General features: G+C 62.8%; 18 protein-coding genes. 6 read left to right on the top strand and 12 right to left on the bottom strand.

Features of this window, described 5'->3' with window-relative positions; all coding sequences use genetic code 11:
* Positions 1-31 precede the first annotated feature (31 nt).
* The gene (locus tag FJ543_RS03835; RefSeq protein ID WP_140873834.1) at positions 32-862 is read right to left on the bottom strand and encodes an alpha/beta hydrolase; all 831 of its coding nucleotides are present in this window, start codon (positions 860-862) and stop codon (positions 32-34) included.
* A gap of 310 nt (positions 863-1,172) precedes the next feature.
* Between FJ543_RS03835 and FJ543_RS03830 the strand changes: the two genes are divergently transcribed.
* Both FJ543_RS03830 and kynA read left to right on the top strand, forming a co-directional pair.
* Positions 1,173-2,798: an AMP-binding protein gene (locus tag FJ543_RS03830; RefSeq protein WP_140873832.1), complete on the top strand. Its 1,626-nt coding sequence runs from the start codon at positions 1,173-1,175 to the stop codon at positions 2,796-2,798.
* Entirely contained in the window at positions 2,795-3,631 is an 837-nt protein-coding gene (kynA, locus tag FJ543_RS03825; protein ID WP_140726992.1) for a tryptophan 2,3-dioxygenase, read from the top strand. The genes FJ543_RS03830 and kynA overlap by 4 nt, the downstream gene beginning before the upstream one ends.
* Positions 3,632-3,694: 63 nt before the next feature.
* On the opposite strand, the gene kynU is transcribed toward kynA, so the two are convergent.
* From kynU to FJ543_RS03805, 4 genes are read right to left on the bottom strand one after another with little or no spacing between them, the layout of a single operon-like run.
* Positions 3,695-4,942 carry a kynureninase gene (gene kynU, locus FJ543_RS03820; RefSeq protein WP_140874455.1) on the bottom strand — a complete coding sequence of 416 codons (1,248 nt, stop codon included), beginning with the start codon at positions 4,940-4,942 and terminating at the stop codon, positions 3,695-3,697.
* Between the two features lie 47 nt (positions 4,943-4,989).
* Positions 4,990-5,913 (bottom strand): ABC transporter permease, encoded by a 924-nt coding sequence (locus tag FJ543_RS03815; protein WP_140873830.1) that lies wholly within the window; start codon positions 5,911-5,913, stop codon positions 4,990-4,992.
* Between the two features lie 5 nt (positions 5,914-5,918).
* A complete protein-coding gene (locus FJ543_RS03810) occupies positions 5,919-6,698 on the bottom strand; it encodes an ABC transporter ATP-binding protein (RefSeq protein WP_140873828.1) in 780 nt (259 codons plus the stop codon).
* Positions 6,699-6,756: 58 nt separating this feature from the next.
* Positions 6,757-7,743, bottom strand: coding sequence for an ABC transporter substrate-binding protein (locus tag FJ543_RS03805; RefSeq protein WP_140873826.1), 987 nt, complete (start codon positions 7,741-7,743; stop codon positions 6,757-6,759).
* Between the two features lie 150 nt (positions 7,744-7,893).
* On the opposite strand from FJ543_RS03805, the gene FJ543_RS03800 reads away from it, so the two are divergent.
* The gene (locus tag FJ543_RS03800) at positions 7,894-8,667 is read left to right on the top strand and encodes a GntR family transcriptional regulator (protein WP_015317798.1); all 774 of its coding nucleotides are present in this window, start codon (positions 7,894-7,896) and stop codon (positions 8,665-8,667) included.
* 409 nt (positions 8,668-9,076) lie between these two features.
* Positions 9,077-9,820 carry a transcriptional repressor LexA gene (lexA, locus tag FJ543_RS03795; protein ID WP_015317797.1) on the top strand — a complete coding sequence of 248 codons (744 nt, stop codon included), beginning with the start codon at positions 9,077-9,079 and terminating at the stop codon, positions 9,818-9,820.
* On the opposite strand, the gene FJ543_RS03790 is transcribed toward lexA, so the two are convergent.
* Positions 9,814-12,267: a ComEC/Rec2 family competence protein gene (locus tag FJ543_RS03790; RefSeq protein WP_140873824.1), complete on the bottom strand. Its 2,454-nt coding sequence runs from the start codon at positions 12,265-12,267 to the stop codon at positions 9,814-9,816. The two genes, lexA and FJ543_RS03790, sit on opposite strands and share 7 nt — an antisense overlap.
* Positions 12,268-12,370: 103 nt before the next feature.
* Here FJ543_RS03790 and gltX point away from each other — a divergent pair, with 103 nt between their 5' ends.
* Positions 12,371-13,795, top strand: a complete 1,425-nt coding sequence (gene gltX, locus FJ543_RS03785) for a glutamate--tRNA ligase (protein ID WP_140718017.1) — start codon at positions 12,371-12,373, stop codon at positions 13,793-13,795.
* Positions 13,796-13,978: 183 nt separating this feature from the next.
* Complete coding sequence (gene gltA, locus FJ543_RS03780; RefSeq protein ID WP_015317794.1) at positions 13,979-15,301, top strand: citrate synthase; 1,323 nt, start codon at positions 13,979-13,981, stop codon at positions 15,299-15,301.
* A gap of 122 nt (positions 15,302-15,423) precedes the next feature.
* Here the strand turns inward: gltA and lpxB are convergent, their stop codons facing one another.
* From lpxB to bamA, 6 genes are all read right to left on the bottom strand, one after another.
* Entirely contained in the window at positions 15,424-16,602 is a 1,179-nt protein-coding gene (gene lpxB, locus FJ543_RS03775) for a lipid-A-disaccharide synthase (RefSeq protein WP_140873822.1), read from the bottom strand.
* Positions 16,595-17,509 carry an LpxI family protein gene (locus tag FJ543_RS03770; protein ID WP_140873820.1) on the bottom strand — a complete coding sequence of 305 codons (915 nt, stop codon included), beginning with the start codon at positions 17,507-17,509 and terminating at the stop codon, positions 16,595-16,597. Before FJ543_RS03770 ends, lpxB begins: the two co-directional genes overlap by 8 nt.
* Positions 17,481-18,314, bottom strand: coding sequence for an acyl-ACP--UDP-N-acetylglucosamine O-acyltransferase (lpxA, locus tag FJ543_RS03765; RefSeq protein WP_140664109.1), 834 nt, complete (start codon positions 18,312-18,314; stop codon positions 17,481-17,483). The genes FJ543_RS03770 and lpxA overlap by 29 nt, the downstream gene beginning before the upstream one ends.
* A gap of 13 nt (positions 18,315-18,327) precedes the next feature.
* Positions 18,328-18,795 (bottom strand): 3-hydroxyacyl-ACP dehydratase FabZ, encoded by a 468-nt coding sequence (gene fabZ, locus FJ543_RS03760; protein ID WP_015317790.1) that lies wholly within the window; start codon positions 18,793-18,795, stop codon positions 18,328-18,330.
* On the bottom strand, positions 18,788-19,843 hold the full coding sequence (lpxD, locus tag FJ543_RS03755; protein WP_140873818.1) for a UDP-3-O-(3-hydroxymyristoyl)glucosamine N-acyltransferase: 1,056 nt from the start codon (positions 19,841-19,843) through the stop codon (positions 18,788-18,790). The genes fabZ and lpxD overlap by 8 nt, the downstream gene beginning before the upstream one ends.
* Positions 19,844-19,916: 73 nt before the next feature.
* Positions 19,917-22,301, bottom strand: a complete 2,385-nt coding sequence (bamA, locus tag FJ543_RS03750; protein WP_140873816.1) for an outer membrane protein assembly factor BamA — start codon at positions 22,299-22,301, stop codon at positions 19,917-19,919.
* Positions 22,302-22,502: the final 201 nt, after the last annotated feature.

Genomic DNA, 22,502 nt, shown 5'->3' with positions numbered 1-22,502 from the left:
GTATTTCGTAATAACTTACTGATCACAGGGCTTATTCCGAGATCAAGGTCCGCGTCAATGCATGCGCCGGATCGGCCAGGCCATCAACTACATCGTAGTGATGCCGGTCGGGCTCGACCACGGCACTGGTGGTGGCGCCAAGCCCGGTCCAGATGTTGGCCAGCAACGCATTCTGTCGCAGGAACTCCGAGCGCTCGCCGCCGCCAGCCCAGCAGGTGATGTGGACACCATCGATTGGCCTCAGCAGTGCCGGGCTTTCCGTCAGCGCCTCATGCTCATCGATTTTCAGCACGGCGTTCATGCCGGTGCGCATGAGCGGGCGCAAATCATGCAAGCCGGAAATCGAAACGACGTGGCGTATGCGCCGCACGACATCGGTGGCGAGCGGTGTGCTTGTGGTCACCATGCGGCTGGCGAGATGTCCACCGGCCGAATGTCCGGTCAACATTAGCGGTCCTCCGACAATTGCCGCCGCTTTGCCGATCGCCGCCCCGATTTCGCTGACAATGCCGGCAATGCGGATGTCCGGGCACAGCGTGTAGGAAGGCATAGCCACGGCAAAGCCGTTGCCGACTGGGCCCTTGGCGAGATGCGACCATCCGCTTTTATCGGACTCCAGCCAATAGCCGCCATGGATGAACACGACGAGCCCCCTGGGCGTGGCCTCCGGCAGGAAAAGATCGAGCCGGTTGCGTGGCCGATTGCCATACGCGATGTCGAACCGTGCCCGGCCCTCCCCCGACAGTGCGTCACGGAACGCTTGCGCTGGTTCCGACCAGGCGGCCGGCCACCGGTCGCTGCCGGCAATATTCGCGCCGTTGGCATAGGCATTATCCCAATCGGCAATGCGATGGTCGAGCATCGGCACCCTCCCCAAAAGCGTCGTCTCAGTGCTAGCAATGGCCGCCACCAGGCCGTGCGTCAAGGCTTTGGGATGAAACATTTTAGGCTTGAAACAAATTTCGACTGGTGCGATCCTGCCTTCGGAACAGCCGACAAAATGGGAGGTCCGCTGTGCCGTCCGAACCCGCCGATGGTCACCTTTCCGGTGACATGTCGACAAGGGTGTAGCCGGCCGCACGAAGCCTTCCGCGAGAGACAGGAATTCAGATCCACCGCCGCCGGCCAGGTGCCACGCACACTGCCAAGCGGCAGACAGGGACAGCGGCGACATGCTTGGGCCTTCAGCGCATACCGACACGTTCACCCGCGATAATCTGCCGCCGCCCGAGCAATGGCCCGACTTCCTGCTCGACGGCTTCGACTATCCAGAACACCTCAATGCCGGTGTCGAATTGACCGACAGGCTCGTCGAGAAGGGCCTTGGTGACCACACCGCGCTGATCGGCAATGGCCGCCGCCGCACCTACAAGGAACTGTCCGACTGGACGAACCGTCTCGCCCATGCGCTGGTCGAGAACTACGGCGTCGAGCCGGGCAACCGGGTGCTGATCCGCTCCGCCAACAACCCGGCAATGGTCGCCTGCTGGCTGGCCGCCACCAAGGTCGGTGCTGTCGTCGTCAACACCATGCCGATGTTGCGCGCCGGTGAACTCACCAAGATCGTCGACAAGGCCGAGATCACGACCGCGCTCTGCGACACCAGGCTGATGGACGAGATGACCGCCTGCGCCAAGGACAGCGCGTTCCTGAAGCAGGTGATCGGCTTCGACGGCACCGCCAGCCATGACGCCGAGCTCGATCGCGCCGCCCTCGACAAGCCGGTTACCTTCACCGCCGTCAGCACCGGCCGCGACGATGTCGCCCTGCTCGGCTTCACTTCGGGCACGACCGGCGTGCCGAAGGCGACGATGCATTTCCACCGCGACCTGCTGATCATCGCCGATGCCTACGCCCGTGAAGTCCTGCAGGTGACGCCCGACGACATCTTCGTCGGCTCGCCGCCGCTCGCCTTCACTTTCGGCCTTGGCGGGCTTGCCATCTTCCCCCTGCGCTTCGGCGCGGCGGCAACGCTTCTGGAACAGGCGACGCCACCCAACATGGTCCACATCATCGAGACCTACAAAGCGACCATTTCCTTCACCGCGCCGACCGCCTACCGGGCCATGCTGAAGGCCATGGACGAAGGCGCCGATCTTTCATCATTGCGCGTTGCCGTCTCGGCCGGCGAGACCTTGCCGGCCCCGGTCTTCGAAGAGTGGACGCGAAAGACCGGCAAGCCTATCCTTGACGGCATCGGCGCCACCGAAATGCTGCACATCTTCATCTCCAACCGCTTTGACGACAGGAAGCCCGCTTCGACGGGCAAGCCGGTGGGCGGTTACGAGGCGCGCATCGTCGACGAGGAGATGCGCGAGGTGCCGCGTGGCGAGACCGGACGGCTGGCGGTGCGCGGGCCGACCGGCTGCCGCTACATGGCCGATGACAGGCAGAAGGATTATGTGCGCGACGGCTGGAACCTCACCGGCGATACCTTCACGCAGGATGAGGACGGCTTCTTCCACTTCGCCGCGCGTTCCGACGACATGATCGTCAGCGCCGGCTACAACATCGCCGGACCCGAGGTCGAGGCGGCGCTGCTGTCGCATCCCGATGTCGCCGAATGCGCGGTCATCGGTGCCGAGGATGGCGAGCGCGGCCAGATCGTCGAGGCGCATGTCGTGCTGGTGCAAGGCGTCCCGCCAGACGCGATGACCGTCAAGCGCCTGCAGGACCACGTCAAGGCAGCCATCGCGCCTTACAAATATCCCCGATCGGTCAAATTCATCGCCGCTCTGCCGAAGACCCAGACCGGCAAGATCCAGCGGTTTCGGCTGCGCACGGAGAAGATCAATTGAGCGAGCCTTACGATCCGGCCTCTGAAGGCGCAGAGATGTCGTTCAAGGAGCGGATGTCCTACAGCGACTATCTGCACCTGGAGAAAGTGCTGGAGGCCCAGACACCGCTGTCCTCGGCGCATGACGAAATGCTGTTCATCATCCAGCACCAGACATCGGAATTGTGGATGAAACTCGCTTTGCACGAGATTGGCGCGGCGATCCGCTCGATCCGTGCCGACCGCCTCGAACCGAGCTTTAAGATGCTGTCGCGTGTCGCCCGCATTTTCGAGCAGTTGAACAATGCCTGGGACGTGCTGCGCACAATGACGCCCAGCGAATACACCGAGTTCCGCGACGCGCTCGGCCAGTCCTCGGGTTTCCAGTCCTGGCAGTATCGCGCCATCGAGTTCATGGCCGGTAACCGCAACCTCGCCATGCTCGGGCCGCACAAGCATCGGCCGGACCTCAGCCAGAAGCTGGAGGCGATCCTGGCCGAGCCGTCGCTCTACGATGAAGCGCTGCTGCTTCTGGCCCGCAATGGCTTCGACATCGGGGCGGACGCAAAGCGCACGGATTGGCGCGAGACGCGGACCGAGAACGAAGAAGTCCTGGTCGCCTGGCAGACGGTGTACCGCGATCCACAGCGCTACTGGATGTTTTATGAACTGGCCGAGAAGCTGGTCGACTTCGAGGACTATTTCCGCCGCTGGCGCTTCAACCACGTCACCACCGTCGAGCGCATCATCGGCCTGAAGCGCGGCACCGGCGGCACGTCGGGCGCCTCCTATCTCAAGAAGATGCTCGAAGTCGTCCTGTTTCCGGAACTGTGGACGGTTCGCACCCGGCTCTGAACTCTCGTCTGACGCAATTCCTGTGGGAAACCGCGTCACATTTTTCCCGGCTTCGCGCCGGCTTCAGGTCACCGCCGTCTTGACCGCGAAGCGTGCATCCTGCCAGGCGCCAGTGCGCAGGATATCTTCCAGGACCTCGACCGCCTGCCATACATCGGCGTAGCCGACATAGAGCGGGGTGAAGCCGAAGCGGATCGTCGACGGCGCACGGAAATCGCCGATCACACCGCGCTCGATCAAGGCCCGCATCACCTGGTAACCGTTGGGATGGAGGAAGGACACCTGGCTGCCACGCTGATTGCCGTCGCGCGGGCTTTCCAGCTCCAGGCCGTAGGCGCCGCATCTGGTCTCGACGAGCTGGATGAACAGGTCGGTGAGCGCGACGCTCTTCTTGCGCACCGTCGCCATGTCGACATCGTCCCAGATATCCAGCGCCCCCTTCAGCGCTCGCATCGATAACACCGGCTGCGTGCCGCACAGGAACCGGCGGATACCGCTCCCGGCCGCATAACCCTGCTCGAAGGCGAAGGGCCGCGCATGGCCCCACCAACCGCTGAGCGGCTGCTGGACTTTATCGTGATGACGCTCGGCGGCGTAGATGAAGGCTGGCGCGCCCGGGCCGCCATTGAGATATTTGTAGGTGCAGCCGATGGCGAAATCGGCATTGGCGCTGTCGAGCTCGACAGGCAGCGCGCCGGCGGTGTGGCAGAGATCCCAGACGATCAGCGCTCCGACCTGATGGGCCTTGCATGTCAGTGCCGCCATGTCGCGCAGCTGGCCGGACTTGTAGTTGACGTGGTTGACCAGGATGACCGCAACGCGCTCGTCGATCAGCTCCTCAATGGTCGGCGCATCAACGCCCTCAAGCCGCAACACCGTGCCGGGGCGCGTCGAGGCCACGCCTTCGGCCATGTAGAGATCGGTTGGAAAGCTGTCGCCCTCGGCGACGATGACCGAGCGGTCCGGCCGCATGCCGAGTGCGGCATGCAGCACCTTGTAGATGTTGATCGAGGTCGTATCGCAGACCACCGTCTGGCCGGCCGCCGCGCCGATCAGCCGCCCCAGTTGGTCGCCGAGCGCGACCGGCATGTCGAACCAGCCGGCGGTGTTCCAGGCACGGATCAGATCCTGTGCCCACTCCTGGGTCGCGGCTTTCCGCAGCTCGTCGAAGACGGCGGGTGCCGCGGCGCCGAGTGAATTGCCGTCGAGATAGATCACGCCTTCCGGCAAGATGAACCGGTCGCGCATGGCACGCAGCGGGTCCGCCGCATCCATGGCTTCGACGGCTGCGAGATCGAGCGTCGTAGGCATCATTTGTGACATTCCCTGGTTATTCACGCCTTGGTCATTCACGCCGGTTACTCACGAATCGCTTCGCGAACCGGTGCGGAACCCCGGCTGCGCTTGAGGCTGGGCAAGGCAAGCATGGCCAGCACGAACAGGCCCGTGGCAAGCTTCAGGTCAGGCGGCGGCATGCCGGCCGCAAGGCAGAACGACACCAGCTGGTAGTAGATGATCGCGCCGGCGAAGGGCGCCAGCAATTGCCGCCAGACCGTTTGCTTGCCGACGACGGCTTCGCCGATCATCAGCGCGGCAAGGCCGTTGATGAGAATTCCCAGGCCCATATTGACGTCGGCGAACCCTTGCGACTGCACCATCAGCGCACCGCTTGACGCCGAAAAAGCGCTGGCCAGCCCGACACCGCCTATGGTCGCGGCCCAGACATTGATGCCTTGCGCTTCGGCCATGTCAGGATTGGCGCCCACGGCGCGCACGGCGGTCCCCTTCTCGGTCCTGAAGAACATGTAGAGCAGCATGAAGGCGGCAAGCGCGAGGAGACCCGCGACGACGATCTTGCTGGCGGGGAAACCCGGCCGCGCGAACGGCACCCAGTCGAACACCGAGGGCGAACCGAAGACGGACAGGTTGGACTTGCCCATAATGCGAAGGTTGATGCTGTAGAGCATCGTCATCATCAGGATGCCCGCAAGCAGCGTGTGGATGCGGAAGCGCAGATGGATGAAGGCGGTGCAGCAGCCCGCCGCGAAGCCGGCGACAAGGGCGGCAGCAACGCCCATCAGCGGCGATGCGCCGGCGGCAAGGAGAACGCCGCAGACGCAGCCGCCCAGCGGAAAAGCGCCTTCGCTGGTGAGATCGGGAAAATTCAGCATGCGAAACGGGATCATGATCCCGAGCACGACAAAGGCCAGGATCAGGCTTTGCGCCAGGGTGACCGGCACGATCGCGACGAAGCTGGTGAGAACGTCCCCAACAAAACCCATGATGATCAGCTCGCCAGCAACATGCGATCGGTCTTGACGGAGAAATGGCCGATCAGATCGATAACCGTGACCCTCGCCTTCTCCTGCCCGGTGACTTCCAGGAGCACCCGGCCCGCATCGAGCATGATCACCCGGCTGCCATGGTCGACGGCGTGTTGCATGTTGTGGGTCACCATCAAAGTCGTCAGTTTCAGCGCGTTGACGGCGCGAACCGTCGCTTGCATGACGATTTCGGCCGTGCGCGGGTCGAGGGCCGCGGTATGCTCGTCGAGCAGCAGCAAGTCCGGCGACCCACCGACCGCCATGATCAGCGACAAGGATTGCCGCTGCCCGCCCGAGAGCAGGTCGACGCGCGTGTCGAGACGATTTTCCAAACCGAGACCCAGTATCGACAGTCGTTCCCTGTAGGACGCAAGCCGGGTGGTGTTCAGCCCCGGGCGCAAGGTGCGCTTTTGGCTGCGCAAATCGGCCAGCAGCATGTTTTCCGCAACCGTCATGCTGGCGGCGGTGCCGCGCATCGGGTCCTGGAACACGCGCGCCAGTTTCGCGGCGCGCTTGTGCACCGGCATTGCAGTCACGTCGGCGCCGTTGATCAGGATCTGGCCGGAATCGAGGATCAGGGCGCCGGAAATGGCGTTGAGCATGCTGCTCTTGCCGGCCCCGTTGGAGCCGATGACGATGCCGAACTCTCCGGTGGCCAAGGACAGGCTGAGACCGTCCAGCGCGACCTTCTCGTCGGCCTGGCCCTTGTAGAACACTTTGCGCGCGGATCGAATCTCGAGCATCGTTTCTCCCTGACCTCGGGATGACGGCGCCGACGCCGTCACCCCAGCAGTTCCGATGTTAGTCGACGATGCAGCCGCAATCGGCCATTGAAGCCGGTATCTCGATGCCGAACGCGGCCATCGCCTTGCGCGAGATCGTTGCCATGTGGTCCTTGTAGGCCGGGCGCGACGGCGCGATCGTCTTAGGATCCTTGCCCTTGAGGATCTCGGCGGCGATGTTGCCGGCGTTGACGCCGACCTGCGTGTAATTGACCGCGAAGCTCGCCGGCACGGTGCCGTTACGGACCGCACTGTCATCGGAGTTGACGACCGGGATACCGGCCTGGCGCGCGGCCGCGGAGACAGCTGCGATCGCCGGCTGTATCAGGTTCGAGGCCGGGCCGTAGATCACGTCGGCCTTGCCGGCGAGCGAAGCGATGCGTTGCTGGATGTCATTGACGTTGTCGATGCCGACCTCCACCACCTCGAAGCCCGCGGCCGGTGCCGCCGCCTTGATCTTTTCGACCAAGGCAACGTCATTGGCCTCACCGGGATTATAAGGCACGCCGAAGCGCTTGGCGTTCGGCAGCAGCTTCTTGGTGAAGGCCATCACCGCGGCGACGTCCTGCAGATCGCTGGCGCCGGTCATGCCTTCGTCTCCGGCGTCCCATGACGGCACCAGCTTGGCCGCCACCGGATCGGTGACCGCGGCAAAAACGATCGGAATGCCGGAACCGGCAAGCGCTTTCTTGGCGATCTGCGATACCGGCGTGGTGATGGTGTAGATCAGCTTGGGCTGCTCGGCCTGCAGCTTGGCGATCATCTGCGGCACCAGCGATGCATCGAAATTGGTGTGGCTCTCCGTGTAGACGACGTCCTTACCCTCGACGTAGCCATTATCCGTCAGCGCCTTCTTGAAGCCGGCTATGGCGGCGTTCAATTGCGGATGCTCGCCGAAATTGGCAATGCCGATACGGATCTGATCGGCCGCGGCACTGCCGGCGCTGACCATCAATGCGCCTGCCAGCGCCAAACCCGACAACCAAGCGGATTTCGACTTCAACATCATTTCCTCCCAGATTTGATCAGGGCCGCTTGGAAACGCGGCTACTACGGCGATCATGGTGAGTCCGCTGGTCTGTGTCAAACATTATATATAATTGTTGCTGTGACGCACTATCATATATACTTTTCGCCAGACGACGGATTGATCACCATGCTGAATGAAACGAGTTCCACAAAAACGGAAGCCGCCTATCAGCTGTTGCGGCGCGACATCCTGACCACGCGCCTCATGCCCGGCGCCCCGCTCAAACTGAGTGCGCTGCGCGGCACCTATGGCGTCGGCTGGACACCGTTGCGCGAAGCCCTGTCGCGGCTCGAGGCCGAACGCCTGGTCACCGCAATCAGCAATCGTGGTTTTGCCGTGGCTCCGGTGTCGCGGGCCGAGCTGGAGGATCTGGCACGCGCCAGGATGGTGGTCGAGATACCCCTGTTCCTCGAATCGATGGAAAAAGGCGGCAGGGAGTGGGAGGATGCCGTGGTCACCGCCCACTACCGGCTCTCGCGTTGCAAGACGGCGGTCGACGATCCCTCGGACGCGGCCGTCGACAGATGGGACGAGAACCACGAGGCTTTCCATGCGGCGCTGCTGAGCGCCGCCACATGCGACTGGCTGTTGCGGTTCCGCTCGACGATCTCGGATCAGCTGCGCCGGCATCATCGCTTTCTTGGTCTGGCGCCGACACTGCGGGCCGCGGCCGGCCTCAAGGATGGCTATGAAGAGGCAATCGAAGCGCTACGCGAAGCGATTGCGATCGAACACCATACCGCGATCATGGAAGCGGCGCTCGACCGTGACGTCGAGCGGGCCAAGGCGCTGATGACGGCGCATATCGGCTACACACTGCACGTCTATGTCCACAGCGAAGACAGCGGCGCTACCAGATACGCCGCTCGCGCCGGCAGCTTGAAGGCGGGTTCGGGATAACTTCAGCGCTTCCGCGACGCCTATTCGAACGCGCTGGCCGGAGTGCGCCGAACGCCCCGATCCATGGCCGCCCGAAGCTAGCAATCGTTGGCATTTTGGTTTCGTTTCGTTCCGCGAATAATGGCTCCGCGAATTATACGTCCCTCCGAGGAGAAGCCTTCCAACTAACTGATGCCAAAGCCTCGTCGGCGGATGGGCCACAGGCCATTAACCAAAACGATTTCAATGCGCCTGCCGACGGCGGAAAGGACTGGTTGCCGCCCGCCGTCGCGGGCAAAAAACTTCAGACCCCTTAACAAATTCATTAAACTTTAAACGGTTGCAGAACACAACTGGAACAGATAGGGTTTGTTCTGGGTTTGTTTTTCGATTCTGGTTCAACCTTTCGTTCAATGTCTTGGGGGCCGCCATGCTGACACGCAAGCAACATGAACTGCTGATGTTCATCCACGAACGGCTCAAGGAAAGCGGGATACCGCCTTCCTTCGACGAGATGAAGGAAGCACTCGATCTTGCCTCCAAGTCGGGGATCCATCGCCTGATCACGGCCCTGGAGGAGCGCGGCTTCATTCGCCGGCTACCCAATCGGGCGCGCGCGCTGGAAGTGCTGCGGCTGCCGGACTCGATCGCGCCGGGCCTCAATGCGGCAAAGAAGTTCTCGCCAAGCGTCATCCAAGGCAGCCTTGGCCAAGGCAGTCTCGGACGCCAGATCAGGCCGGCCGCTGCGCCTTCGCGCCTGCCCGCGGCCGGCAACGACGACGACGCGGTTTCAGCCGTGTCCATCCCGGTCATGGGCCGTATCGCCGCCGGTGTGCCGATCGATGCCATCCAGCATCAGACGCATTCGATCTCGGTGCCGCCAGACATGATCATGGGCGGCGAGCACTATGCGTTGGAGGTCAAGGGCGACTCGATGATCGAGGCTGGTATCTTCGATGGAGACACGGTCATTATCCGCAATGCCGACACGGCAAGCCCGGGCGAAATTATCGTGGCACTGGTCGACGAAGAGGAAGCGACACTGAAGCGGTTCCGCCGCAAAGGCGCTTCGATCGCGCTCGAGGCCGCCAATCCAGCCTACGAAACGCGCATTTTCGGGCCGGACAGGGTCAAGGTACAAGGCAAGCTGGTCGGGTTGATCAGGCGCTACTGAACCGGCTTGTTATCGGGCTTGTCGGGTTTTTTGTACGGCGGCAGCCCCCTCGCCTCGCGTGAGAATTTTCGCTGTTCGTGCCAGGGCCGGTATGGTCCGTCGACGGCAAATGCGATCGCGGCCCGGGTCGTGGCCGACTGGGAATTGAAGAAGACGGCAGCGCTTCCCTTGCGGGCGAGCTGCCGTTTGGTGACGACGAGAACCAGTGGATTGTGGCAGGCGTCATAGGCGGTTGCGTCATTGACGATGATCAGGTCGGCGAAAGCGCAGGCTTTCCAGGTGGTCTTGCGGTCCTCGACATAGGCAATGATCGCGCCGGAAGGGTGCCTGGCAAGGCACAGGCCTTCGCGGCAGTAGAAGGGCGATCCCGGCGGCAGGTCGGTGGGACTGGCAACATCGAATTGCCTGTCTGTCGTGTCGAACATTTCCGGTTTGACGATTGTTTCGGAGATCAGGGCGCGCTTCCAGTTGTCGGTTGCGAATTCGTTCGGACGTTCCCGGTTGACGGCCAGTTCGCCATTGCCGATCGGCAGCGCGACCAGCCGCGCATCTTCCGAGATCAGCACATCGGGCGCGCGTGTGTGCGACACAGTCAACAGGCCGGCGAGCGCGAATGGCAGCGCCGCGAGCCGCAGCCATGTCGTCGCCATCGTCGCGATAACCAGCGCGACGGTGACCAGCAGCACGGATTGCTGCGAAATCAGCCCGACTCCATCGACCGGAGAGCGCTCCGATATCCACGCCGACACGGCGATCATTGCTGTCAGGCCCTTGCCCATGAGGTAGAGAGCCGGCCAATCCAGTCCGAATGGCATCAACAGCGCGCTGGCGACGGCCAGGAACATCACGACCGACACGATAGGCATCACGGCCAGATTGGCGAACAGGCTGAGCGGCGATACCCGCTGGAAATGCCAGATGGCAAACAACGCCGTGGCGCTGCCGGCGATAATGGACGTCATGGCCAATCCTCCTGTCGCCAGCAGGAATTTTCGCGTCAGGAACCCGGGCAGCGATCGCTTTCGCGGCGGTGGCCGCGTCTTTCCCGCACGGTGATCGGCCCAGCCGGCATAAGCGCCAACCAGGGCCGCGGTCGCGGCGAACGACATCTGAAAGCTCGGGCCGACGACCTCGTGAGGCGAGACCAGGATGACGGCGATCGCCGAGATCCCCAGATTGCGCATGGTCAGCGCAGCGCGATCGAAGAAGACGGCAATCAGCATCACCGCCAGCATGATGAAGCTGCGTTCGGCGGCAACGACGACACCGGAAATGATGAGATAGGCCGCGATCGAGAACAGTGCGGCGGCGGCCGCGTATTTCTTCACCGGCCGGCGCGCGGAAAAGTCTGGAAACAGCGCGAAGGCACCACGCAGCAGACCCATGATGGTGCCGGCCACAAGCGCCATATGCAGTCCCGAAATAGAGATGATGTGATAGATGCCGGTACGCCGCATCGCTTCATTGATTTCATCGGGTATGCCGGCGCGCACGCCGACGATCAGCGCCGCCGCGATCTCGCCTTCAGCGCCGCCGACGCTGCCCCTGATGTGGTCGGCGATGGCTTCGCGGGCATTTTCGATGCCTGAAAAAAGGCGAGCCGATAGCGGCATCTCACCGTCGTCGGCGGAAACAACCGTTGGATTGCCGAGAAAGAAGCCGCTGCCGCCGATGCCGGCGAAATAGCTGTCGAAAGAGAAGTCGTAGCTGTCCGGCCGCACCGGGCCGGTCGGCGGCAACAGTTTGGCGTAGCCTGTGATGAGCGAGCCGGCGGTCATTCCCGGCGGTATCTTGCGTGCGGAAAGCCGGACCCTCTCCGGCGCATAGCGCAGTTTCGGCCGGGCGGTCGAAATCACGTCCATGGTCAGCCGGATGCGGCCGCTCTCCATCTCCTCGATCGAGACCACGCGGCCGGTCAGTTGCGTGGAGATTTCCGAACCCAGCATCCGGGTTCCGGCTCGCCATGTTTCGACCTTCGCCGCGAGCAGGCCCAGCGCGCACAACAGCACTGCCATGAGACACAGATGGGTTTTGGGCCAGGAACGCGAGACGAAGGCACAGACCGCCATCAGCACCACGACCGCGACGGGCTTTGCAAAGTCGGGCTCGGACGCCAGCGAGAAATAGGCGATCGCCCCAACGGCCAGACAGACCGGCACCAGCAGGAACGCGATGCCCCGGTCGAGTTCAAGCTCCGCCGCCCGGGCCACGCCATGGCGCAGGCGAGGCAAGGATACCAGGCCGATTTGCCGGCGCACGCGCACGATCCTGCCCGCGGCAGGAGCCGGCGCCGGCGCCTGCCCACCTGCCTGCAGCGACCTGGTTTCGGGTGCAGCCACGAGCGGAGATGGCAGTGGGATCGTCGCAGGCGCCGCAAACAGGGATCGCTCGCTGACGCCGATAGCGGCATCCTCGCCCCGATCCGAGCCCCGGCCTCGTCCAGTCATCGGGTCTGCCCCTTGCACCCTCGACGTCCTATGCTACATGAACGCGCAACGCGCGAAAGTCCGCACGCTCCGCACCCAGCTTCAGACGTTTTCCGAGAGTTCCATGCCCGACAAGGTCATCACCCGTTTTGCCCCCTCGCCGACCGGCTATCTGCACATCGGCGGCGCGCGCACGGCGCTCTTCAACTGGCTCTATGCAAAGCATACCGGCGGCACGATGCTGCTGCGCATCGAGGACACCGATCGCGAGCGTTCGACCGATGCGGCCACATCGGCCATTCTCGATGGCCTGACCTGGCTTGGCCTTTCGTGGGACGGTGACGCGGTCTCCCAATTCGAACGCGCGCCGCGCCATCGCGAGGTGGCCGAGGAGCTGGTGCGCCTGGGCAAGGCCTATTACAGCTACGAGACTTCAGCCGAGCTCGAGGCAATGCGCGAAGCTGCACGCGCCAAGGGCCTACCGCCACGCTATAACGGCCATTGGCGTGACCGCGACCCGTCGGAGGCGCCGTCCGGCGTCAGGGGCGCCATCCGCATCAAGGCACCGGCCGAGGGCGAGACGGTGGTGCAGGACCGGGTCCAGGGAGACGTGCGCTTCCCCAACAAGGATCTCGACGACTTCATCATCCTGCGTTCGGACGGCAACCCGACCTACATGCATGCCGTCGTCGTCGACGATCACGACATGGGCGTCACCCACATCATCCGTGGCGACGATCACCTGACCAACGCCGCCCGCCAGACCGTGATCTACAACGCCATGGGCTGGGACGTGCCGTCGATGTCGCATATCCCGCTGATCCACGGCGCCGACGGCGCCAAGCTGTCGAAGCGCCATGGCGCGCTCGGCGTCGAAGCCTATCGCGCCATGGGCTATCTGCCGGAGGCGCTGCTCAATTATCTTGCGCGGCTCGGCTGGAGCCATGGCGACGACGAGATCATGTCGATCGAGGACATGGTCTCATGGTTCGACATTGGCGACGTCAACAAGGGCGCGGCGCGCTTCGACTTCGCCAAGCTGGAAGCGATCAACGGCGCGCATATGCGACGTATGGCCGACACCGAGCTGTTCGATATCTTTATCGCCACCTTGCCCTATCTGGAGGGCGGCCCGGCGATGGCGGCGCGGCTCAACGAGAAGAACAAGGCGCAGCTGCTGGCAGCACTTCCGGGCCTGAAGGAGCGCGCCAAGACGCTGGTCGAGCTTGTCGACGGCGCCGCCTTCCTGTTTGCCGCGCGGCCGCTGCCGATCGACGACAAGGCGGCACTCCTGCTCAATGACGACGCGCGCAAGATCCTGCGTGGCGCTCACGAAGCTTTGAAGTCGCTGTCAGGCGACTGGACGGCGGCCACGGCCGAGGCCGCGATCCGCGACTTTGCGCTGGCTGGCGGGCACAAGCTTGGCGCCGTGGCCCAGCCGTTGCGGGCTGCGTTGACCGGCAAGAGCACGTCACCGGGCGTATTCGACGTGCTTGCCGTTCTGGGGCGTGAGGAAAGCCTGGCGCGCGTAGCGGATCAAATCGATTAGGAGCAAACTGGCCCAAGAAGATTGGCATTGAAAGGCGGGTTTCGCAGTGCAACATTAGGCCTTGGCCCAATCTGGCACGCACCTCCTAGAATGCGGTGGCGAATACGCGCATTGCGGTGATTTCGACGTGTCGCTCTGCGGAATTTGCCTTTGCCGGCATGAGGAAACAAGAAGGAGTTTGCAATGACCGAAGCTGCGAAAAAACTGGATGTGGGCGGCCAAGAGGCCACGGCAACGCTGGAATTCGCCGGCAAGACTCACGAATTCAAGGTGCGAAGCGGCTCGGTCGGACCTGACGTCATCGACATCGCCTCGCTCTACAGCACCACCGGCGCCTTCACCTATGACCCCGGCTTTACCTCGACGGCAAGCTGCGAGTCGGAAATCACCTTCATCGATGGCGACGCCGGCATCCTCCTGCATCGGGGCTATCCGATCGACCAGCTGGCCGAACATGGCGACTTCCTCGAAGTCTGCTACCTCCTGCTCTACGGCGAATTGCCGACCAAGGCGCAGAAGGACGATTTCGACTACCGCGTAACGCGCCACACAATGGTGCACGAGCAGATGTCGCGCTTTTTCACCGGCTTCCGCCGCGACGCGCACCCGATGGCGGTGATGTGCGGCGTGGTTGGCGCGCTGTCGGCCTTCTATCATGACTCGACCGACATCTCCGACCCGTACCAGCGCATGGTTGCCTCCATGCGCCTGATCGCCAAAATGCCGACGATCGCGGCCATGGCCTACAAGTACCACATCGGCCAGCCCTTTATTTATCCGAAGAACGATCTCGGTTTCGCGGCAAACTTCCTGCACATGTGCTTTGCCGTGCCGTGCGAGGAGTACAAGATCAACCCGGTGCTGGCGCGCGCCATGGAGCGTATCTTCATCCTGCATGCCGATCATGAGCAGAACGCTTCGACCTCGACCGTTCGCCTCGCCGGTTCCTCGGGCGCCAACCCGTTCGCCTGCATCGCCGCCGGGATTGCTTGCCTGTGGGGCCCGGCCCATGGCGGCGCCAACGAAGCGGCGCTCAACATGCTGGGCGAGATCGGGCATGTCGATCACATCCCGGAATTCATCGCCCGCGCCAAGGACAAGAACGATCCGTTCCGCCTGATGGGCTTTGGCCACCGCGTCTACAAGAACTACGATCCGCGTGCCAAGATCATGCAGAAGACGGCGCATGAGGTTCTGGGCGAACTCGGCATCAAGGACGATCCGCTGCTCGACATCGCGATGGAACTGGAAAAGATCGCGCTGACCGATCCCTATTTCATCGAGAAGAAACTCTACCCGAACGTCGACTTCTATTCCGGCATCACGCTGAAGGCGCTGGGCTTCCCCACCACCATGTTCACCGTGCTGTTCGCGGTTGCCCGCACGGTCGGCTGGATCGCCCAGTGGAAGGAAATGATCGAGGATCCACGCCAGAAGATCGGCCGTCCGCGCCAGCTCTATACCGGCGCGCCGGAGCGCGACTACGTGCCGATCGCCAAGCGCTGAGACAAGTGAGTAGTGGATAGTGAGTAGCGGTTAGTGAGTAGTGAGTAGTGAGGTTGGAGAGTTTTCTAACTCACTAACCACCACTCACTACTCACTACTCACTACTCACTATTCACCACTCACTACTGCCTACTCACTCTCTTGATACACCCCATCACCACCTGCGCCGCGATCTCACCGGACGGTTTGTCCGTTGCCATGCGCCGTGAAATCTCGGCGAACCCGTCTTTCTGCCAGGCGCGCATGCCACTGTCGGCCAACAGCGCTTCCAGCTGGCGTGCCAGATTGTTCGGCCTGACGTATTCGTCGTAGAACTCCGGGATCAGTGTGCGATCCGAGATCAGGTTGGGCAGCAGCGCCGACCAGACGGAAACGAAATACCGCGCCACGGCGCGTGCGACAGGATCGAGCCGGTAGCAAGAGATCATCGGCACGCCCGACAGTGCCAGTTCCAGGGAGACGGTGCCGGACGCGATCAACGCCGCGTCGGCCTTGCCGAAGGCCTGCCATTTGCGCTCCGGTTCCAGGATAATCTCGGGTTTTTCATCCCAGCGCGTGACCGCGGATCGTACGGTGTCCGCGACATGCGGCACCGTCGGCAACATCAGCCGAAGCCGATGCCCGCGTGCCCGCAGCATCGACACGGTCTCACCGAACGGCTCGAGCAGCCGCCGCACCTCGCCGCGCCGCGAGCCGGGCAGGACAAGCAGCGTCTTCACGCGGTCTGGTGAAAGATCACGCGGCTGGGCCTGCGCCCTGGCGGCCGACAGCACGCCGGGATCATGCGTCAGGCGATGGCCGACATAGGTGCCGGGCGGGCCACCCAGCCGATCGAGCTCCTTCACTTCGAACGGCAGGATGCACAGGATGTGATCGACATACGGCTTCATCGCCACCGCCCTGCCCGGCCGCCATGCCCAGACGCTCGGGCAGACATAGTGGACGATCGGGATCGTCGGGTTGGCGGCGCGCACCTTTTTGGCGACGCGCAGCGAAAAATCGGGGCTGTCGATGGTGACGAGGCAGTCCGGCTTGGCATCCGCAACCAGCCCCGCCAGCTGACCGATCCGCCGCATCAGGCGCGGCAGGTCACGCAGGACGGCGCTGAACCCCATCAGCGCGACCTCGCTGGCGTCGAACGGCGAAACCAGCCCAAGCGCCTGCAGGTGGCGGCCACCGAGGCCGACGAGTTGCACCTCGCGCCCCGTTATTTGTCGCAGCGACTGGACAATGTCGGCGCCAAGCAGATCGCCTGACTCCTCGCCCGCGACGATCGCGATCTTCAGCGCCCTGTCAGCCATGACCTGACTCCGTTGCGGCCAGGCCGACAATGAACAGCCCAAGGTCATTGGCACGCGAGAGGGTTGCGGGACCTTCGAGGATCAGGGAGCGTCCCGCCTCGACGGCAATGCCGGCAAGCCCGGCCGCATGCGCTGCTTCTACCGTCTGGGGCCCCATGGAAGGAAGATCCGCGCGCAGCTCCTGGCCAGGCTTGGCGCATTTGACCAGCACGCCGCGCGTCTTGCCGGCGATACGGCCGTGGCCGCGCAGCAGCCTGGCGCGGTCCAGCAATCCGGCCGTGCCCTCGATACCTTCAAGCGCGATGGTCCGGCCACCGACCGCGATCGCCGCCTGGCCGATATCCAGCGCCCCGATAGCTTTTGCCGCGGCAAAACCTGCATCGATGTCCCGCCAGTCCGACTTCCGAGGCGTGGCCCTGGTCAACACCCCTTCGGCGGCGACAAGGTTCGGCACGATCTCGTGGGCGCCCACGACCTTTATCCCCCGGGCCTCGAGCCCGCGCGCCACCACCTTGAGCAGTCCGTCGTCGCCGCGCGCCAACGCCATGACGACGACGGGTATCACAGCGAGCAGGCTGAGGCTTGGGCGCATCTGTGTCAGCCTTGGCCTGCGCTTAATCTCGCCGGCAAGCACCAGATGCGTAATCCGGTTACGCTTGAGCAGCGGAATGAGCGATCCTATCGCCTCCAGGGCAAGGGTCTCATGCTCGTAACGGCACAATTCAGCCAGGCGGTCGGCCTCACCGTCCATGAGCACGACGAAGGGCGGATGACCCTGTCCGGCCAAACCGGCAGCGACTTCGACCGGAAGGCTGCCGCCGCCGGCGATGATGCCGACCCTGGCACCAGGCGGGAGATCAAGACCAGCCGCGGCTGTCTCAGCCTTCGTCATCGGCATCGTCGCCATCGCCGCCCTTGAGCGATGGCACCGCATAGTGCCGCTTGCCGCGACTGGTGATGAAGTCGATGATCTTCATCGCTGTCGGCGACGAGGCGAACTCCACCTTGGCGAACTCGATGTTCTCGCCCACGGTGCGGGAGCGGTCGAAGATCGTCTTGTAGGCCTTGCGCAGCAGATGGATTTCGGAACGCGGCAGACCGGCGCGCTTGAGGCCGATGATGTTCAAGCCGCGCAGGCTGGCGCGGTTACCGACCGCGATGGCATAGGGAATGACATCACCGACAAAAGCCGAGCACCCGCCAAGAAAGGCGTTGTCACCCACGCGCACGAATTGATGGACGGCGCTGAGGCCGCCAATATAGACGTTGTTGCCGATCTCGCAGTGGCCGCCCAATGTCGCCCCATTGGCGAAGGTGGCGTTGTTGCCGACGGCACAGTCATGGGCGATATGGGCGTAGGCGAGGAAATTGCCATTGTCGCCGACCGTGGTTTCGCCACGGCTGGTGTCGGTGCCGACATGCATGGTCACGCCTTCGCGGATGGTGCAGTTGGCGCCAATGACCAGCGTCGTGCGGCCGCCCTTGTGCTTGGTGTTTTGCGGCGGTGCGCCCAGTGTCGCCATCGGATAGACCTTGGTCGACGCCCCGATAGTGGTCGCGCCCATCACCGAGACATGGCTGACCAGTTCGACCCCGTCGCCGATCACGGCATCGGCGCTGACATGGCAGAACGGCCCTATGCGCACACCCTGGCCGATCTGGGCGCCTTCTTCCACGACGGAGGAAGGATGGATTGACGTCTTGATTTTCATAGGCACTCGATCGTCAGTCGCCGGTGACCATCATGGCTGAAATCTCGGCCTCGGCCGCCTTGGTACCTTCGACCAGGGCTTCACAGGCGAATTTGAGCAGGTTGCCGCGCTTCTTGATTTTCTTGACATGGATCTTCAACTGGTCGCCGGGGACGACCGGTTTGCGGAATTTGGCGTTGTCGATGGTCAGAAAATAGACCAGCGATGGCTTCGACGCCCCGAGGCTGCGGATGCAGATGGCTCCGGCCGTCTGGGCCATGGCCTCGACGATCAGCACGCCAGGCATCACCGGCTGCTCCGGGAAATGCCCCTGAAAATGCGGCTCGTTTATGGTCACGTTCTTGATGCCGATGGCGGAGTCGTCGCCGTCGATGTCCACGATGCGGTCGATCATCAGGAAGGGATAGCGGTGCGGCAGGAGCTTCATCAGCCCCAATATGTCGACCGCTTCCAGCGTTGTCGCCGCCACCATGTCAGCCATTGTCCTTGCCCTGCTTGCGTGCCCTGGCCATCGTGCGCAACATGGCTATCTCTCGCATGGCTTCCGCCATCGGCTGCGCCGGATAGCCACCCCAGATCTCGCCGGCGGGAACATTGCTCATAAATCCACTTCTGGCTGCAAGCTTGGCACCTGTACCAATCGTCAGATGATCCGCAAGCCCGACGCCGCCGCCCATGGTGACATTGTCACCCACCACCACGGAACCGGAAATACCCGACAGTCCGGCCACAATGCAATTGCGGCCGATGCGGACGTTATGGGCGATCTGAACGAGATTGTCGATCTTGGTGCCTTGCCCGATGATCGTATCGGACATGGCGCCACGATCGACGGTGGAATTGGAGCCGATCTCGACATCGTCCTGGATGACGACGCGTCCGATCTGTGGAACACGTTCCGGCCCCTTGGCACCGCCGACAAAGCCAAAGCCGTCCTGGCCGATCCTGGCGCCACCATGGATGATGACCCGATTGCCGATCAGAGCGTACTGGATACTGGCGCCCGGCCCGACATAACCGTCACGGCCAATCTGGCAGGACTGTCCGATGACGGCGTTGGGCGCAATGACGGTGCCGCTGCCGATCGAGACACCTGGCCCGATGACCGCGCCGGCCTCGATGATAGCACCGGCTTCGACATGCGCCGTCGGATCGATATGGGCATGCGGCGAAACACCGGTCTCACTGGTCATTGGCCCCGGCGTGGCGGCTGTCGGGAACAGCAGGCGCCCAACCAGCGCGAAAGCCTGCTGCGGCCGTGGATGAGTCAAGACAGCGACGCTGGAAGGCGCCTTGTTTGCGAATTCGGCCGTGCACAGGACCGCTGCCGCGCGCAGCGACGGCATCAGCGCCGAATTACGCCTGCCGTCGACGAAGACAAGCGCATTGGCGCCGCCTTCATTCGCCGGCGCCAGCGCTTCGATCAAAACGTCGGATTGGCCGGAATCGACAAGCACCGAGCCGGTCAGATTCGCGACTTCGGCCGCCGTATACCGGCGTGATGGCGCGAAGAACACCGGATCGGTCATTCCAGAAGCTATATCCAGCTAGGTCGGAACATTTCTCCCGGATCCAAAACCCGGGAGCATCGTTGGCCGCCGATCAGAAACGGGTCGATATGCCGAAGTTGAATTCCTGCACGTCGTCGCTCGCTTCCTTCTTGACCGGGATTGCATAGTCGATACGGATCGGGCCGAACGGAGACGCCCACATCAGGCCGAGACCAACCGAGGCGCGTATCTGCAAGCCGGTCGAGTCCTGATTGACCAGTGACTGATCGGCAATCTTGTTGCCGTAGAGCGTCGCCGCATCGGCGAACACCGCGCCACGCAAGCCGAAGCTCTCGGGAATAACCGGGAGTGGAAATTGCGCCTCCGCCGAAGCGTTGAAATAGGTCGTACCGCCAAGGTGATCGCCACTGGTGCCGGAAGCGACGGGGCCGATGCCACCGTAGGCAAAGCCGCGGATCATTCGATCGGTGCTCTGGAAGTGGTCGAAGATGCGCAGATCGCCGTCGCTGCCGTAACCCTCGACATGTCCTGCACCACCCGAAAGGAGGCCGACAAGGTCAAGCTGCTCGGACAGCGTCTGGTAGATGCTGCCACGCCCGGTGATCTTCACGAATTTGGCATCGCCGCCGAGACCCGCGACCTCCACGGTCGTGTTGGCGTAGATACCCTCATGCGGGTTCTTCATGTCGTCGATCGTATTATAAACCAGTCCCAGGCTGACCGAGGACTTAATCCACGGACTCTGATCGATGCCGTCCAGGATGGCCTGCGAGATGTTACAGGTGCCGCCGGGAGGATTTGGAGGATCGGTAGGGCCGCAACTATCGTCGACCTTATATTTCTCCTGCGAGATGTTGTACGCCAACTGGGTCGTGATGCTGTTGGTGATAGGCAGTCCGAAGCGGATCGTCGCGCCGGTGGTGTCGCTGTCGTAATTGTTGTTGTATTCCCGCGTCGACTTGAAAATGTCGAAGCCGGCTGCGATGCGCCGCCCGAGGAAATAGGGCTCGGTGAAGGACAGGCTGTAGTCGCGCGAATTCTTGCCGCCACCCGCCGACACTTTGATGAACTGGCCGCGACCGAGGAAGTTGCGCTCGGTGATCGATCCTTCGACGGACGGTCCAGCCGAATCGCCGCCGGTCGAATAGCCGGCGCCAACCGAGAATTCACCCGTCGACTTCTCGACCACGTCGACCACCAGCACGACCTGGTCAGGGGCCGAGCCAGGCACGGTCGAAATGTCGACTTTGTCAAAATAATTCAGGTCTTCCAGGCGCTTCTTCGCGCGCTGGATGAGCACCTGGTTGAACGCATCGCCTTCGCTGACATCGAATTCGCGACGGATGACATAGTCACGCGTGCGGTCGTTGCCGCGGATCTCGATGCGCTCGACATAGGCCTTGGTGCCCTGGTCGACGGTGTAGACCACCGAGATCGTGTGGTTCTCGAAGTTGCGGTCGCCGCGCGGTGTCACCTGGGCGAAAGCATAGCCGGAACCAGCCACCTTCTCCGTCAGCGCAATGATGGAGTCTTCGACGTTCTTGGCATTGTAGACATCGCCCTTGCGGGTTTCGACCACCGATTCCAGCGACTTGGAGTCGACTTCCGGAATCGTGCTTTCGACGCTGATGTCGCCAAAATTGTAGCGCTCGCCTTCCTGGACGGTGATGGTGACCGTGTATTTGTTGGTCGCATTGTCGAGCTCGCCGACGGCGGACACGACCTGGAAGTCGGCATAACCGTGATTGTAATAGAAGCGGCGCAGCAGCTCCTGGTCGGCGCGCAGCTTGTCTTCGTCGTAGACGTCGTCGCGCAGGATGAACGAGACCCAGGACGAGCGCTTGGTGTTGATCACATCAGACAGGCGGCGGCTGGAATAGGCGCTGTTGCCGACGAAATTGATTGCCGCGATCTGCGTGCGATCGCCTTCGGTGATGTGGAAGACCACGTTCACGCGGTTGTCGCCAAGCTCCATGATCTGCGCGGTCACGCCGGCATCGTCACGGCCGATGCGCCTGTAGGCGGCCTTGACCGCCTCGACATCCGAATCCAGCGTAGCCTGAGAGAACGTGCCGCGCGGCTTGAGCTGAACCGCTGCCTGAAGCGCGTTGTCCTTGAGCTTCTTGTTGCCCTGGAACAGCACCTGGTTGACGACCTTGTATTCCGAAACCTTGACCACCAGGGTCGAGCCGACCTGGTTGATCTGGACATCCGAGAACAGGCCGGTGCCGAACAGCGCTTTGACCGCGCTATCGACATCGGAGCTGGAGAAGGCCTTGCCGGGCTTGATGGTGATGTAGTTGCGGATGGTATCGGCGTCGACACGCTGGTTGCCGCTCACCTCCACCCTGCTTACGACAGCGGCTTCGGCCGCCGATGTGGCAACGAACTGCACTGCGAGCGCACCTGGTACGACCAGAGCGGCGGACAGTGCCGCCGCTGACGCGGCGTTTAGAAACTTGGATGCTGCCTTCATCGGGCTTAATAACCTTTTCTCGTAGTCCCCACGGCGAGAAAACCGGACGTGCGGTCATTTCCCCTACCGTATTAACCGGATTTTCCCTACACGCAAGGCTTCTGGTTAATTTGTATTTACTTAACCCTGTTGCGTGGCTTTCGCGTCACTCATATCCCCGTGCATGGTAAACGGCGTCTCAACATCCGCCATGCTCAGGCC

It is taken from the genome of Mesorhizobium sp. B2-5-7 (assembly GCF_006440875.1).
GTDB classification, from domain to species: domain Bacteria; phylum Pseudomonadota; class Alphaproteobacteria; order Rhizobiales; family Rhizobiaceae; genus Mesorhizobium; species Mesorhizobium australicum.
Note: the sequence above shows the minus strand (reverse complement) of the source record. Positions and strands in the feature narration are given on the sequence as shown.